Origin of the sequence: Synechococcus sp. BS55D (assembly GCF_004332415.1) — a bacterium.
Taxonomy (GTDB): Bacteria; Cyanobacteriota; Cyanobacteriia; order PCC-6307; family Cyanobiaceae; genus Synechococcus_C.
Genome location: NZ_PHQT01000001.1, coordinates 456876 through 471322, shown reverse-complemented (window position 1 = coordinate 471322; position 14447 = coordinate 456876). Strand labels below are relative to the sequence as shown.

Below are 14447 nucleotides of genomic sequence, written 5' to 3'. Positions count from 1 at the left end.
GCTTCCCAGCCTCAGGCCGAGACGGCCTGCTCCGCCGACTGGCCGGCCGGAGGTGCCGGCTGGAACATGAACATCGAGTAGATCACGTTGCGGCGCATGCCCGTCATCATCTCCAGGAACATGTCGTAGCCCTCGTTCTTGTATTCGATCAAAGGATCTTTCTGACCATAGCCACGCAGGCCCACCGATTCCCGCAGGGCATCCATGGCCTGCAGATGTTCACGCCAGAGGGTATCGATCTGCTGCAGGATGAAGAAGCGCTCCGCCTCCCGCATCAGCCCAGGGCGCTGCTGCTCAATCTGGGCCTCTTTGAGGTCGTAGGCGTTACGCAGCTGCTCCTGGAGGAAAGCCTTGAGCTCCTCCATCGAGAGACCTTTGAGCTGCTCGGGCTCCAGATCCTCAAGCAGATACACAAACTCCTTCACCTTGCTCACCAGCTGGGCGAGATCCCACTCCTCCGGAGGCAGGTCGGGGTTCACATAGGCCTCCACGATCTCGTTCATGGTGCGCTCGCCGTAACCGATCACCTGCTTCTTGAGCTCACGGCCCTCAAGCACACGACGACGTTCGGAATACACCGCCTTGCGCTGGTTGTTCATCACCTCGTCGTACTCGAACACCTGCTTGCGGATGTCGTAGTAGTAGGTCTCAACCTTCTTCTGGGCCCCCTCCAACGAGCGAGTGAGCATGCCGGATTCAATCGGCATGTCTTCCTCCACGCGGAAGGCGTTCATCAGGCCAGCCACACGATCACCGCCGAAGATGCGCAGCAGGTTGTCGCCCAGGGAGAGGAAGAAGCGAGTGCTGCCGGGGTCGCCCTGACGGCCGGCCCGGCCGCGCAGCTGGTTGTCCACCCGGCGGGATTCATGGCGTTCGGTGCCGATCACGTGAAGGCCACCGGCCTCGCGTACCCGCGCCTCCTCCTGCTTCACCACCACGTCGTATTCCGCCTTCACGCGGGCGATCGCCGCTCGCAAGGCAGCGATCTGTGCATCGTCGGTGGGGGCTTTCTCAGCGGCGGTGGCAATCCGATCTTCGAGCTCAATCACCGAGAGGGCGCGATCCCCCCAAGCCTTGACCAGATCACGGGCGAGATCCGCCAGAGCCTGGTCGGTGTCTTCACTGAGCTGGCAGGGATACAGGCTGCCGATCGCTCGCGCCTCACTGGGAGCATGGCCGTGGGGACCGCTGGAAGGGGCAGCCTTGGCACCGAAGCCTGAGGCTTCAGCGCTGCGCTGCAGGGGCACCGGCGGGCGGTGGCCCTCCTCCGGACGCACCAAGCGAGGCAGCAGCACCTCCCGCAGCTTGAGGCGAGCCATGTAGTCGCTGTTGCCGCCGAGGATGATGTCGGTGCCGCGGCCGGCCATGTTGGTGGCGATGGTCACGGCGCCAGAGCGACCGGCCTGGGCGACGATTTCCGCCTCCCGCTCCACGTTTTCAGGCTTGGCGTTGAGCAGGTTGTGGGGAATCGCCTCCTCCGCCAGCAGGGCACTGAGCAGCTCGCTCTTCTCCACGCTGGTGGTGCCCACGAGCACGGGCCGTCCCTCGCGGTGGATCTGGGCGGTCTCCTTGGCCACCGCCCGCCACTTGGCGGTTTCGGTCTTGTAGACCTGATCGGCCATGTCCTGCCGCGCCCGGGGCCTGTTGGTGGGCACGATCGTGGTTTCGAGCTTGTAGGTCTTCTCGAATTCCACCTCCTCGGTCTTGGCGGTGCCGGTCATGCCGGCCAGGCGCGGATAGAGCAGGAAGAAGTTCTGATAGGTGATCGAGGCGAGGGTCTGGGTTTCCGGCTGCACCGCCAGGCTCTCCTTGGCTTCGATCGCCTGGTGCTGACCATCGCTCCAGCGGCGGCCAGGCATCACCCGACCGGTGAATTCATCCACGATCACCGCCTCGCCTTCGCGCACGATGTAGTTCACATCGCGGATGAACAGCTCCTTGGCCTTGAGGGCATTGGTGATGTAGTGAGCCCAGGGGTCCTGGGGGTCATAGAGATCGCTGACGCCCAGCAGCGATTCCGCCTTGGCGAACCCCTCATCGGTGAGGGTGCAGCTGCGCTGCTTTTCATCCACCTCGTAATCGCCCTCGGGGTCGATGCCGTCCTTGCCCATCTCCGCCGCCCGCTCCAGCGCGGCCGCCACCTGGGCCGCCTTCTGATATTTCTCCTGGGGTCGCTCCACCTGACCGGAAATGATCAAGGGGGTGCGGGCCTCATCAATCAGGATCGAATCCACCTCATCGATCACGCAGTACTGGAAATCCCGCTGCACCACCTCGCTGATGTCGGTGGCCATGTTGTCGCGCAGGTAATCGAAACCCAGCTCCGAGTTGGTGGCGTAGGTGATGTCGCAGCCATAGTTGCGGCGCCGCTCCGTAGGGCTCATGTCCTGCTGGATCAGGCCCACGCTCAAGCCCAGGAAGCGATGCACCTGGCCCATCCACTCGGCATCGCGGCGGGCGAGGTAATCATTCACGGTGACCACGTGCACGCCGCGGCCCGTGAGCGCATTGAGGAAGCTGGGCAGGGTGGCCACGAGGGTCTTGCCCTCGCCGGTTTTCATCTCGGCGATCTGGCCCTCATGCAGCACCATGCCGCCAATCAGCTGCACATCGAAATGACGCATGCCGAGCACGCGCTTGCCGGCTTCGCGCACCACGGCAAACGCTTCGGGCAGCAGCTCATCGAGCAGGGGGCGCTGCTTCTCGAGCGCGCCGGCATTCTCCAGGCGCTGGCGGAACTCAGACGTGCGGCGACGCAGGTCGTCGTCGCTGAGGGGAGCGATCTCCTCCTCTAGAAGACTGATGTCGGAGACAATCGGCTGATAGCGCTTCAGCTTGCGGGCATTGGGGTCACCCAGCAGGAGCTTGAGCATGGAATCAGCCGTTGCATCAGGGATGCAGCCTACTGAGGCCAGGGTTGATACAGTCCCGCAACAGCACAGGTGAGCTGATGCGCGTCTCCGTCCTGGTGGTTTCCCGCACACCGGGGTTGCTCAGCCGCATGCTCACGAGCCTTGCCAGCGCGACCGGCCTTAACAACACGGAGCTGGAGATTCTCTGCTCCTGGAATGGCAGTGAAGCCGATGAACAGGCGATCGAAAACCGTTCCGGCTACGAACTCCTGATCGCTCAGAGGGAGCCTTATCACTTCGCCGCCAACATGAATGCCCTGGCGGAGCGGGCCAACGGTGAGCTGCTGCTGCTGATTAATGACGATGTGGAGCTCGATGCCGGCAGCCTCGATGCGGCCCTTGAGGCGTTACAGACGTTCCCGAACGCCGGACTGATCGGCGCCCGCCTGCGTGATGGCGATGGCCTGCTCACCCATGCGGGCATCTTGTTCGACCGCCGCCATTCGCCTTACCACCAGCTTGATCGCCTGATCGGCTCGGAGCACGCCGCCGTGCTCGGCCCAGCCAGGACGGTGCCCGCCGTCACTGGCGCCCTGATGCTGCTGAGGCGTGAGCATTTCCAGCAACTGCGTTTCGCCACCGACTACCGAGTGTGCGGAGAGGATGTGGAACTTTGCCTTGATCTGCGCGAGCGCTTTGGGCTTGAGGTGGTGCTGGCTCCGGCCTTCAGCGGACTGCATGGCGGCGAAACCACCCGCTCGCAACGGGATGGACAGCAAGGCAACAGCGAAGACCTCAGCCGCATGCGCGCACGGCATTGCCGTTTCCTGGAATCCGCCAGCAAGGGGCAGCTCCAGGTGGAGTTTCAGGCAAGCGTGGCTGAGGCCGACGTCCTGCGCTCCCTGGAGGCCCATCGTCGCCAGGAATCTGCCCAAATCAGTGCACTGCTGGCCGAGCTACAGCGACGGGATCGGCCTGCAGAGCTCACTGCAGAGATTGAAACCAAACAGCGCTTACTGGTGCAACAACTCCGCGAAGAGCTACAGCACTGGCAACAACAGAGCCATGCCCTGCAACTGTCTCGCCTCAAGCTGGAACAGGAGCTGAAACATGCCCGCCGGGGGGCTTGATCCGGATGTCCCATCAACCCCTGCTTGGCCAGAAGATCCTCGTCACCGCCTACGACCTCGAGCAGAGCGAACATCGAGGCATCGCCGTTTACAGCAAAGCCCTGATCCGCTGCCTGCATGAAGCCGGTGCCGAGGTGTGGCTGCTCACTGAGTTCTACGACCTGCTGAAAGAGCGGGGCCTCAGGGGCCTACCTCGCGCCACCCGCTCGATGATCCGCAGCGCCAGGATCCTCAGTGATCTCGCCCATGGCCAACGAGGTCGTCAACCCACGCTCTGGGAACGCAAGCTGGCCTTAGCGCGGAAGGCCAAACGCTGGAAGGATCGCTTCGGCGTCGCCGACAAACTGATCCGCAGACCGCGACGTTACCGCGCGCGACACCTGCACAGCTTCAGGCTCGACGAGCTCTATGACAGCCCCTATCCGCGGGCGGAACGACTGGGCTACCTGCGGCACGTCACCGGCATCGTGAGCGCTCCGGAACTGTTCAGTGCCACCCAATTGGCTTCAAGGCTGCGCCGCCAGAAGCCCGTGGAGATTGACTTTCAGGGCTTTGATGCCCTGCTGACGACCTGCCCGCTCAATCTCAAGCCCAAGAACCTGCCGGTGTTCGTGCAGAGCGTGCACGACCTGATCCCGCTGGAGTTTGTGGCCCACAACGAGGATCCGCTGATGTTCAGCCATCGGCTCCAAGCCTGCCTGCCAGCGCGCCGCCTCTTCGTTTCCCACTCCACGGCCCGCAAGTTTCAAGCGCACATCAGCCGGGTCAGCCCTGGTGACCGACGGACTTCGCTGGCGACACGACACCCCGAGGAACGCGTCATTGTTCAGCCACCTTCTTTGCGCTTCCCCGCCTGGCTCACTGCCGACCCTGAGCAGGTGGCAGACCTGAAGCCGGTCTGCCATTTGCTGCGGCCATCCATCGGCAGCGACACCAAACTGCTGCAGCCATTTCGCTATTTCCTGTTCAACTCCTCGGTTGAAGAGCGCAAGAACCTGCTGTTTCTGGCCAAGGCCTACGCCGAGTCGGATCTGTACCGCGAGGGCATCAAGCTCTGCGTTACCGGCAAACTCAAGGGCGATGACTACAGCCGTTCCCTCGAGGACATCGTGAGCCATGAGCCGGGCATCATGCTCACTGGCTATGTGGACGAAAGCGCCAAACTGGATCTCTATTTGAATGCCATGGGGCTTGTAAGCCCCTCCCTCGTGGAGGGGTTCGGCATCCCGGTGCTCGATGGCGCCTGTCTGGGGATGCCCACGCTGGCGAGCGACTGCGAGTCCCATCGCGAGATCGAAGCCCTCCATGACTTCAACGAGCATGTGCTCAGCCTCGACACCCTTGACAGCCGCGAGTGGGCCGCCGCCATGCAAGCCATCGCAGGCCGCCATCAACACACCTGGCAAGAAGCTGCCTCTGAACGCAGGCGCCGGATTGGGCGCTATGTGGCATGGCACCAAACCTTCTTCGCTCAGCTGGAGGAGGATCTCTGCAGCGTGCTCAGCTAACTCAGATCAGGAAGGGAATATTCGGGCGCTCACGATTGAGCAGGCGAATGGCGATCCAGATTCCCAAAACGTTCAAACCCAGCAGCAACAAGTCTGACGACCAATGCACTTGTCCAGTCATCAGACTGTGTCGCACGGGGCTGAGGATTCGATAGAGAGGGTTGAGATTGGCGGTCCAGGCCAGGGGGCCGAGATTGTCTTTCTTGTAGAGAATCGGCGACAGAAGAAACACCAGCTGCAGAAGAATCGGTATCAGCTGATAGAGGTCGCGATAACGGGCACCAAACAAACAAACCAGCAGCGGCAACCAGTAAACAAAAAGAGCAAGATTGAGCAGGGGCAACCAGCCGCACAACAGCAGATGGCCAAAAATCGAGGGCTGAAAAAAGCTCAGAGCCAGCAGCACCAAAAGGAACGACTGGAGGAAGGTTTGCAGCTGAAAAGCCCACTCTTCCAGCGTGTAGAAAATCGGATTGAGGTTGGTGTTGTGCACATGCACCTGGTTGTGCTCAAACAAATTCGGCGCTGAACCGATCGCCGAGGCGATCGTGTTCCAAACCACCAAGCCGATCCCGAGGTACACCACATAGGTGTTGAAATCCTGCACCTTGAACACGGTGCCGTACACCGCTGCCAGAGCAGCAATCGAAAACAGATTCGACAGCCCCAGCCAGAAGCTGCCCAGGAAGGTGCGCACAAACCGGGCCCTGGTGCGGGCCGTCGCTGTGAACCACCACACGCGGCGCAGCCGCCAGGCCTCCCTGAGGGTCTGGCGCACGCTTGCAGGTCTGATTGTGGTGGTGGAGACCGTCATCAGCAGCAGTGTTGGTGGTAGTAAGCGAGGGCCTCATCCAGAGGCCCGTCAAAACGGATGCCACCCTCCTGAAACACCAGGCCGCGGGTGCAGAAGCGTTGAAGCAAGGGGTCGGAATGGGAGGCAAGCAGCAGTGTGCCGGCGGTCGTGAGGAATCGCTCGAGGCGCTCCTGGGCCTGCTCAAAAAAGCGACTGTCTCCGGCGCCAAATCCTTCATCCATGGCCAGGCAGTCATGGCTGCCGGCAGTGAGCACGGCAAACAACAAGCGCGCTGCCATGCCCTGGCTGTAGGTCTTCACCGGCAAATGCACGTAATCACCAAGCCCAGAAAATCCGATGACGTCGTCGCAGAAGGCTTCAAACCCCTCGAGGCGGCCATTCACCATCAGGTAATGGGCTTTCATCGCCTGCATGCCACTGAGCTCGGGGCTGGTGATGAAGCTCTTGTGGATCATCGGAAACACGGGCACATGCCGCTCCATGCGACCAGCGGTGTGCTGATAGATGCCCGACACCAAACGCAGAAAGGAGGTTTTGCCGGCACCGTTGTGACCGATCAGTGCCACCCGCTCACCCTCACGCACGGTGCAGTTGATCTGATCGAGGGCCGTGATCACCGCGCCACCGCCGCGGCGACTGAGGCGGCCACCGGTGACCGAGCGCATCAGTGAGGCCTTCAACGAGCGGGTTTCAGTGGTGAACACCGGGATGTCGAGGCGCACATCCTCCAGCTCCAGAACCGCCGGAGGCAGGCAAGTGGAGGTGGTGGAGTGATCCAACAAACGCAAGGACAGCCTGCCGGCTTCGGTTCGAAGGAGATTAGGGCGAAGCGCCATCATCCGCGCCGGGCGGCGAAGCGGGCCTGAGCCAGCAGGGCGAGTCCGATCAGATCGGGATGGAGGCGAGCCAGCCGGCGCTGGATCCTGCCCCTTAAGCGCTGCTGCAACCAGGCGCGATCACGGGGCTCCGCCAGAAGCTCCAGCATGGCGCTGAGTTCACGGGGCTGATCGGGAGAGAAACGCAGAGCCGCCTCGCCGCCGGCCTCGCGGAGGCCACGGGCATCAGCCACGAGGGGCAGACCGCCGGCGGCCATCACTTCAATGGCCGGCAAGCCGAAGCCTTCAATCCGGCTGGGAATCACGACAGCAAGGGCTTGGCGGTAAACAAGGGCCAGCTCTGGATCGGTGAAACCTGCGGCATGAATTCGACCGCGGAGGTGTGGGTAGCGGGCTTCCAGCTCCTGAGCGCGCTGCTCGGCGGCAATCCCGCAAAGCACTAGGGGCAGCCCCACAAGGGATGGCGCTGAAAGCGCCTCAGCCAGCAATTCCGGATTCTTGTAGCTGCCAACCGCACTGGTGGCGGGCAGCAGCACGAAACGCTCGGGCAGAGCGGCCTGGCGTTGCAGGCGCCCCCAGAGCTGTTGCGCTCCCTCGGCAGCAGCCGATTCAACGAAGACTGGTGCGGGGGCTAGGTGACACCAGGCGATCTGATCAGCCGGTCGGTGCAGGAGCTGAGCCAGGTCCGCGGCCGTGGCAGCGGAGACGGCGAGGTGACCTGCAGCGCCACTCCACCAACGGCGCCGCAGGGCCATCAACGCCGGCTGATCCGGGCGAAAGCGCTCCGGCAGGCAGTCATGCACGAGAGCCAGCTCCGGACACGTTGTGGCCGACGCGTCACTGGTCAAGGCACCGCTGTGGCTGATCCAGCTGGAGCAAAACACATCAGCCCGCCAACGGCGCACGCACTGAGCGTTTTCTGCGGCTAAAGCCGCCACGGCCTGAGGGTCCAGCGGGTCGACGCTGGCGGCTTCGAGGCAGGGGAAGGCAGCCGTGAGCGACAGATGGCTGTCGCGATCGATGATCGCCACCGGTGCGGCCTCGCTGACCAGGCCTGTCAGCTGCCAGGTGCTGAGGATCTGCTCCCAGACGCGGCTGATGCCCCCATGGGGCCGGCTGAACCAGAGCCCATCGATCAGCAGCCGCGGCCCTCGCTCGCCAGCTAAGCGAGCCTGCAATTCCCGCAAGAGGGGACCCGTGGGCGTCGCCTCGGCCTGCTCTGCGATGAGGGCAGTGTTGAGGGCCTGGCGGGCAGCTTCTGGACCCGCCCGGCGCCAGGCGCTGAGCACAGCAGCTGCCGCATCAACATCCGGGAATGACGCGGAGCAGCGGATGGGCTGAGCCTCAGCCACACCAGCCCTCCAGCACCCGGGCCAGACCGCGACGCCACACCTGTGAAGCAAACAATCGGTCGTAGCGCTCACAGGCCTGCCGGCAGAGGCGCCGATGCAAATCAGGGTCAGACAACACGGCCTGGAGCACCGCGGGCAGATCGGCAGGAGCACCGGTCCAAGGAAGATCGGGCAGCTGGCTGACCCAGTGCATCCCGGAGCAGGGCAGATCAAAGGCCAGAGCAGGAATACCACTGGCCATCGCCTCGAGCTGCACGATTCCAAACGCCTCATTGCAGCGGTTGGACGGCAGCACCAGCAGATCAGCCTCGAGCAGTCGCTCTCGCTTGCAGGCCTCGCTGACACGACCCAGGAAGCGCACCGACTGAGTGGGGCACTTCAAGCTGGCGGCCTGAGCTTCCAGATGGCAACGGTCGGGCCCGTCACCGATCACGACCAGCTCCCGGGCGGCAGGAGTGGCGGCAAAGGCCTGGAGGAGCCAATCGACCCGCTTGTAGCTGTCGAGCCGACCGATGAAGATCAGGCGGCCGTGGGGGGTCAGCCCACGCAGGGAGCGCTGCGAACGCAACGGAGTTTCGACCGACTCCGGCAGGCAGCAGGGCAGAACATCCACGGCACGAGCGGGAACACCCGCCTGCAGCAGCGCTTCACGCAGCGCGGGAGAGGTGGTGATCACCCGTGCTGAGGCCATCATCCGCAGGGCCAAGCGCAGATAAAGACCCTCGAGCAGGCCCACAACGCCTCTGCGTGGCTGCACGAAGGCATGCCAATGGAAGCGCAGGGAGCGGCGGGGCTGAATCAGCCGTGCGAGCCAGGCGATCGCCAGCACTGTGGGGCAGGGCTGATGGGCGAGCAGGGGCTCCCGGCTCCAGAGCAAGCGCAGCAGGGCGGGGGAAGGCAGCACCAGAAGCAAGCGTCCGAGGGCGAGGCTGGGCAGGTGGAATCGCCGGTAGGGAACGGGCAGGGGATCGCTCTGGCCATGGGGGCCAGCGCGCAGACAGGCGACGCTGCCACCGCAGGCCACCGCCAGCTGGTGGGCGGTGCGTTCTACGCCGCCGTATCCGGGCGTCCATTCCCGCAGCAGCTGGATCATCCAGCGCCCCTGAAACGATCCCCGATGGCGCGCAGGGGCGCTGTGAGCCGCCAGCTGCGCGAAGCCTGGAGGGCGTAGAGCTGGCGCTGGGCGTCCAGCAGCTGGGTCTGCAGGTGGCGCAGCTGGGTCTGCTGCTGCGCCAGCTGATCTCCCTGAGCATCGACGGTTGCCTGGGCACCCTCAAGCTCGGCCTCCAGCTGCTGGCAACGGGGATTGAGATCGGCCTGCTCCGCCTCAGGGAGCATCCGCTCGCGGCCGATCGCCTCAAGGGCGGCTCTGGGCAGGGCCGCAAACTGCTCGCGGAAGGCCTCCAGGCGTTGGGGAGCTGGAACCGCTTGCAGCAGCTCGAAGCGCTGATGGCAAGCCTCCAGCAAGAGAGGGTTCACCTGGGCGCGACTCTCGAGGGACAGGGCTGCCTCGGCGCGGTTGTAATCAGGGCGCAAATAGCGATCGACCAGATCCCGCCAGTGGTTGGGCTCGGGCCTTGGTCGGTCTTGGCGCTCCAGGAAGCCATCGATCTCGGCCTGCAGGGCCAGCCCCTGGTCAGCATCGGCCAGGCGCAACAGGGACTCGTAGGGGACCAGCAGATCCTCAGCGCTGAGCTGAGAGGCAATGTGATGGTTGTAGAGCAGCCAGATCACCAGGCCACGATTGAGGCTGAAGCCATTGCGGGCATGGAGGGAGGTGGCGACCGCCAGGGGGTCACGCAGGGCGACCACCAGAGGCACTCGGCGCAGGAGGATATGCAGATAGGCGGGGAAGGTGAGGCAGAGGCGCGGATCCTTGTCGACCCAGGCCTGCTCGAGGGCATAGGCCGACAGGCGGCTGCGCAGGGGCTGCAGCGCATCGAGCAAAGGGGGCTGATCCCAACGGGCGGGCAGCAGGGGGGGCGTCTCCCAGCTGCGCCCCAGCCGTGCGAGCAGCTCCTCATTCACCTCCACCAGGCGCTGGCTCTCGAAAAAACCGAGGGGGTTTTCCAGCTTCACCTCCAGATCACCGCTGCGGGCGGCGGGGTCCTCGGCGCAAACCAGCCCATGCATCAGGGAGGCCAGCAGGGAGGTGCCGGAACGATGGCAACCGGTAACAAACACCAGGGGATGGGGCCGGAGTGCGGCAGCAGCCTAGGTGTGCTGCCAGCGATAGCCCTACAGTCAGCCCCTGGGCAGGCTGGAGCGTGAAGCAGCGACTGCATTTTCTCGTGGTCGGCGCCCAGAAGAGCGGCACCACCGCCCTGGCGGCCTACCTACGTCAGCACCCGCAACTATTTCTCCCCGACGAGAAGGAGTTGCATTTCTTCGATGACGAGGGCCTGGCCTGGCCCACGCCGGATTTGACCAAACTGCATCGCCACTTCGCCAGGGCTCAAGCCGATCAGCTCTGGGGTGAGGCCACACCGATCAGCATGTATTGGGATCCGGCCGCAGAACGGATCTGGCGCTACAACCCGGCGATGCGCCTGATCGTGGTGTTACGCAATCCGATCGAGCGGGCCTACTCCCACTGGGCGATGGAGCATGCCCGGGGCGATGAGCGCCTGAGCTTCGAGCAAGCGCTGATTCAGGAAGAGGAACGCTGCCGAGAGGCGCTGCCTCAGCAGCACCGGGTGTATTCCTACGTGGATCGTGGCTTCTACAGCAGCCAGCTGCGACGGCTCTGGCGCTTCTTCGGGCGGGACGCGGTGCTGGTGCTGCGCCACGAACAATTGCGTCAGCAACCGGACGATTGCCTGGCAGCCATCTGGCAGCATCTCGGAGTGGAGCAACTGGAGCAGGCCATCCCCCCCCTTGAGCGCCACAGTGGGACCTACAACGCCCCGATGAGCCAGGCAGCCCGCCAGCGATTGCGACGGCTGTTCTGGCAGGAGATCGGCCAGCTGGAAGCGTTGTTGGATTGGGACTGCAGCGCCTGGCTGCGGGAGTCGTGGTGAGGCGATGAAGGTACTGCTGGCCATCCCCCACGTCTTCGCCCCCAAGGAGGGCTCGCTGTACTCCTCCCAGACGGAGGCGAAGCGTGGCCTCAAGCAGGAGGCGCTGCTGAAGGCCACGATCGGCAATCTCAACCGTCACCGCCGCCGCCACTGGATCCATGCCTCCCTGGGCAAGGGCCAGAAAGTGGTGAACAGGGAGCTGCAAACCGACACAGGGGTCGAGCTAACGATTCAGTTGTTCACCCCGCCCCAGGCCAGCCTGGCGGACGGGCTGCCCGAAGACCCGGATCTGCAGCGGCTGGATCCGCAGGTGGAGGACCTCACGCAAGTGCCGCTGATCGCCTCCCGGCACCTGCTGGAGCAGGCGGAGGCCTACGACCTGGTGGGCTACCTGGAGGACGATCTGCTGATCAGCGATCCGGAGTTCTTCGCCAAGCTCCTTTATCTCGACCGTTGCAGCGATGGGCGCTACGCGTTCCTCCCCCATCGCTGTGAACACATCCCCGGCCGGGGCGATGTAATCCTCTCAGGAGATCCCGATGGGGGGCGGCCCGACCTGTTCTGGGACACGGGCGAGGAGATCAGCATCCCCTGGCCCCTTGGGGAGCGGCGCTTCTATCGGGCCACCAATCCGCATTCCGGTTGCTATTTCCTGGCGCGGCGGCAGGCGCTGACGGTGCGTGACTATTGGCATCAGCGCCAATGGATGGCCCCATTCCAGCTTTCAGGCCCGCTCGAGCAGGCAGGTAGCGGAATGCTGCTTCCCATCATGAAGATCATGAAGCCGATCCCCTCCCATTACCGCTTCCTGACAGTTCAACACCAAGATCAGCTCTGGCAGAGGCATGCCTTCGAGGAAGCTCCAGCGCCCCCCTCTGGCCGAAAATGAACGATCTGAACGAGCTCCAACTCATCCTCGATCACCGCGAGCGACAATGGCAAGAGCATTGCAAATTTGTACTGAATAGAGTCTTACTTCCCTTATGCAATGGCGGAAACTCGAAGCCTGAGTCTCCATACAAAAGAGCACTTGTATTAATTGAGAATCGCATCAACCAGCAATGGCTTTTTACGGTCTTAAACAGCTGGCTAATGTGCCCAGCCGACACAGAACTTATCTTAATCACAGACCAACAGAATCTAGATCAGGCAAAGAATCAACTTAAACAGGCCGCTCCTGGGATCAAGGCAAATTTCAAATGCATCGAAGACCTTTCCCCTGAAACGAATCTAAGCGATTACGGAAGCTTTAATCGCATGATGAAAACCTCAAGCTTTTGGAAACGGCTACCGCATGAACAGCTGCTCGTCATCCAGACAGACGCACTACTGGCCAAACCGCTAGATCCTTTCTTCTTTCAGTTTTGCTATCTAGGCGCTCCATTCCTTCCAAGACAACATACGGAATACTTTGAGAAAAGACGAGTAGACGGGCGAATTAAGCGATTTTTCAAGATAGACACTCCGATTCACGGCTCGCCTCACCCAGACACCTATCCACACCTCCACGGCAACGGCGGGCTTTCGATTCGCCATCGCAGCATGATGATTGAAGCGTGCAACAACTGGGGTCATAGCAGTCCAGAAACCGAGGCCGAGGATGTTTTCTTCAGTCGACACATCTCAAAAATCAAGCCACTTCCTCCACTGGAGATTGCCCAAGCATTTGCCACAGAAACAACTTATAATTCCATGGCTGTTGGAAGTCACGCCTGCTGGAAATTCTTAAGCAGCAGCGATCTTGCCGACCATTTTTGCCAGCACCTGCGTCATGCGTCTTCCATGGCTAATGCCCTGCGTCAGCAGAGCTGAGCCTCTAGCCAGGCGATCACTTCGGATGGCTGAATCGCTGACATGCAAGGGTGACCCTCCACAAGACAATCGTCATTGCGGAAGCGGTTATCGCAACACGCAGAACAAGTTGCGGTGGAAATACTGCGCACGACATTGCTGCAGCGGGGCATCCATAGACGTACCGGACTAGCCCCAACACCGTTGACATCATTACCCACCAAAGCGTACGTGGGGGTTCCGACGGCAGCGGCAATGTGAAGAGGACCGGCATCAACACTGATCACTGCTTTGGCCTGCCGACAAGCACCGGCTAGTTCCATCAATGTGGTTTGGCCGCGCAGATCGATCAGTCGAGTGGTTTGCAGAAGACTGTCTTCACCATCTCCTGCGTTGTAAGACTCTTTCTGAGCCGCGGGCGGGCTGCCCACAAGACCCACAGACCAGCCACGGTCGTCGGCTTGCTCGAGAACTTGCCTCCAGTAGTGGAAGGGCCAGACCTTGGCAGCCCGCGCCGTTGTGCAGTGGATCAACACATCCGGGACTGCAAAAGCCGGCTCGGCAGTGGGCAATTCGATCGCCGTAGGGTCAACGTAGTCCTGCACCCAAGCGAGTTGGCAAAACAGTTCGGCGATGTAATTGGTGTTGAACACATCGGCATAACGCTGCCGAAACGCAGGGCTGTCCCAGTCAGAATCTGCAAGGAAGCGCTGACGTGGGTGGTCCCCCCAAGGAAGAGAACGGCGCCGGTTAGCAGTCAGGCTGCCACCGGCCACGTAACGCGGCTCCAGGAAGGGAACCAGGCTGCAGGTGAGCGGGTTGAACCCGTCAAGGTTGAGGGCCAACTGCACAGGCCCATGGCGCTCACGTTGTTTGGCGAGGGTCTGCTGCAGGACAAGACCAGAATCGGGGCGTTGGTCATCCCAACTGCAGCGCCAATTGAGCGCAGGCAGAGCCTGCTCAAAGTCGGCGGTGACTTCACTGCCGATAAAACCGATCGTGGCATCGGGGAAACGGGAGCGAAGCCCGCGCAGCACCGGTGTGCTCACGACGAAATTACCAACCTTGCAGGAGCCGAGAACGACAATGTGAGGCCTAGAGCCCAAGGGTTCCCCGCCATATCGCTGCATTCCGGCCATGGTGA

12 protein-coding genes are annotated in these 14447 nt (G+C 62.5%); 5 read left to right on the top strand and 7 right to left on the bottom strand.

Annotation, left to right across the window (positions count from 1 at the left end):
• Window positions 1-11 precede the first annotated feature (11 nt).
• Entirely contained in the window at window positions 12-2873 is a 2862-nt protein-coding gene (secA, locus tag CWE16_RS02265; protein ID WP_131592603.1) for a preprotein translocase subunit SecA, read from the bottom strand.
• Window positions 2874-2950: 77 nt separating this feature from the next.
• Here secA and CWE16_RS02260 point away from each other — a divergent pair, with 77 nt between their 5' ends.
• Both CWE16_RS02260 and CWE16_RS02255 read left to right on the top strand, forming a co-directional pair.
• Window positions 2951-3982 (top strand): glycosyltransferase, encoded by a 1032-nt coding sequence (locus tag CWE16_RS02260; protein WP_131592601.1) that lies wholly within the window; start codon window positions 2951-2953, stop codon window positions 3980-3982.
• 5 nt (window positions 3983-3987) lie between these two features.
• Window positions 3988-5490, top strand: a complete 1503-nt coding sequence (locus CWE16_RS02255; RefSeq protein WP_131592599.1) for a glycosyltransferase — start codon at window positions 3988-3990, stop codon at window positions 5488-5490.
• 1 nt (window position 5491) lies between these two features.
• Here the strand turns inward: CWE16_RS02255 and CWE16_RS02250 are convergent, their stop codons facing one another.
• The 5 genes from CWE16_RS02250 to CWE16_RS02230 are packed head-to-tail and all read right to left on the bottom strand — an operon-like array spanning window position 5492 to window position 10676.
• On the bottom strand, window positions 5492-6304 hold the full coding sequence (locus CWE16_RS02250; RefSeq protein ID WP_131592597.1) for an ABC transporter permease: 813 nt from the start codon (window positions 6302-6304) through the stop codon (window positions 5492-5494).
• Window positions 6304-7140: an ABC transporter ATP-binding protein gene (locus CWE16_RS02245; protein WP_131592595.1), complete on the bottom strand. Its 837-nt coding sequence runs from the start codon at window positions 7138-7140 to the stop codon at window positions 6304-6306. Before CWE16_RS02245 ends, CWE16_RS02250 begins: the two co-directional genes overlap by 1 nt.
• Complete coding sequence (locus CWE16_RS02240; RefSeq protein ID WP_131592593.1) at window positions 7140-8492, bottom strand: glycosyltransferase; 1353 nt, start codon at window positions 8490-8492, stop codon at window positions 7140-7142. Before CWE16_RS02240 ends, CWE16_RS02245 begins: the two co-directional genes overlap by 1 nt.
• Complete coding sequence (locus CWE16_RS02235; protein ID WP_131592591.1) at window positions 8485-9585, bottom strand: glycosyltransferase family 4 protein; 1101 nt, start codon at window positions 9583-9585, stop codon at window positions 8485-8487. Before CWE16_RS02235 ends, CWE16_RS02240 begins: the two co-directional genes overlap by 8 nt.
• Window positions 9582-10676 (bottom strand): hypothetical protein, encoded by a 1095-nt coding sequence (locus tag CWE16_RS02230; protein WP_131592589.1) that lies wholly within the window; start codon window positions 10674-10676, stop codon window positions 9582-9584. The genes CWE16_RS02235 and CWE16_RS02230 overlap by 4 nt, the downstream gene beginning before the upstream one ends.
• Window positions 10677-10759: 83 nt before the next feature.
• Between CWE16_RS02230 and CWE16_RS02225 the strand changes: the two genes are divergently transcribed.
• The 3 genes from CWE16_RS02225 to CWE16_RS02215 are packed head-to-tail and all read left to right on the top strand — an operon-like array spanning window position 10760 to window position 13324.
• Window positions 10760-11512, top strand: coding sequence for a sulfotransferase domain-containing protein (locus CWE16_RS02225; protein WP_131592587.1), 753 nt, complete (start codon window positions 10760-10762; stop codon window positions 11510-11512).
• Between the two features lie 4 nt (window positions 11513-11516).
• Window positions 11517-12401, top strand: coding sequence for a hypothetical protein (locus CWE16_RS02220; protein WP_131592585.1), 885 nt, complete (start codon window positions 11517-11519; stop codon window positions 12399-12401).
• A complete protein-coding gene (locus CWE16_RS02215; protein ID WP_131592583.1) occupies window positions 12398-13324 on the top strand; it encodes a DUF5672 family protein in 927 nt (308 codons plus the stop codon). The genes CWE16_RS02220 and CWE16_RS02215 overlap by 4 nt, the downstream gene beginning before the upstream one ends.
• Here the strand turns inward: CWE16_RS02215 and CWE16_RS02210 are convergent.
• Window positions 13312-14442 (bottom strand): glycosyltransferase family 9 protein, encoded by a 1131-nt coding sequence (locus CWE16_RS02210; protein WP_236629515.1) that lies wholly within the window; start codon window positions 14440-14442, stop codon window positions 13312-13314. The two genes, CWE16_RS02215 and CWE16_RS02210, sit on opposite strands and share 13 nt — an antisense overlap.
• Window positions 14443-14447 lie beyond the last annotated feature (5 nt).

Coding starts and splice junctions, on each gene's coding strand:
- secA (WP_131592603.1), bottom strand. CDS start 2,873: ATGCTCAAGCTCCTGCTGGGTGACCCCAATGCCCGCAAGCTGAAGCGC.
- CWE16_RS02260 (WP_131592601.1), top strand. CDS start 2,951: ATGCGCGTCTCCGTCCTGGTGGTTTCCCGCACACCGGGGTTGCTCAGC.
- CWE16_RS02255 (WP_131592599.1), top strand. CDS start 3,988: ATGTCCCATCAACCCCTGCTTGGCCAGAAGATCCTCGTCACCGCCTAC.
- CWE16_RS02250 (WP_131592597.1), bottom strand. CDS start 6,304: ATGACGGTCTCCACCACCACAATCAGACCTGCAAGCGTGCGCCAGACC.
- CWE16_RS02245 (WP_131592595.1), bottom strand. CDS start 7,140: ATGGCGCTTCGCCCTAATCTCCTTCGAACCGAAGCCGGCAGGCTGTCC.
- CWE16_RS02235 (WP_131592591.1), bottom strand. CDS start 9,585: ATGATCCAGCTGCTGCGGGAATGGACGCCCGGATACGGCGGCGTAGAA.
- CWE16_RS02220 (WP_131592585.1), top strand. CDS start 11,517: ATGAAGGTACTGCTGGCCATCCCCCACGTCTTCGCCCCCAAGGAGGGC.
- CWE16_RS02215 (WP_131592583.1), top strand. CDS start 12,398: ATGAACGATCTGAACGAGCTCCAACTCATCCTCGATCACCGCGAGCGA.
- CWE16_RS02210 (WP_236629515.1), bottom strand. CDS start 14,442: ATGGCCGGAATGCAGCGATATGGCGGGGAACCCTTGGGCTCTAGGCCT.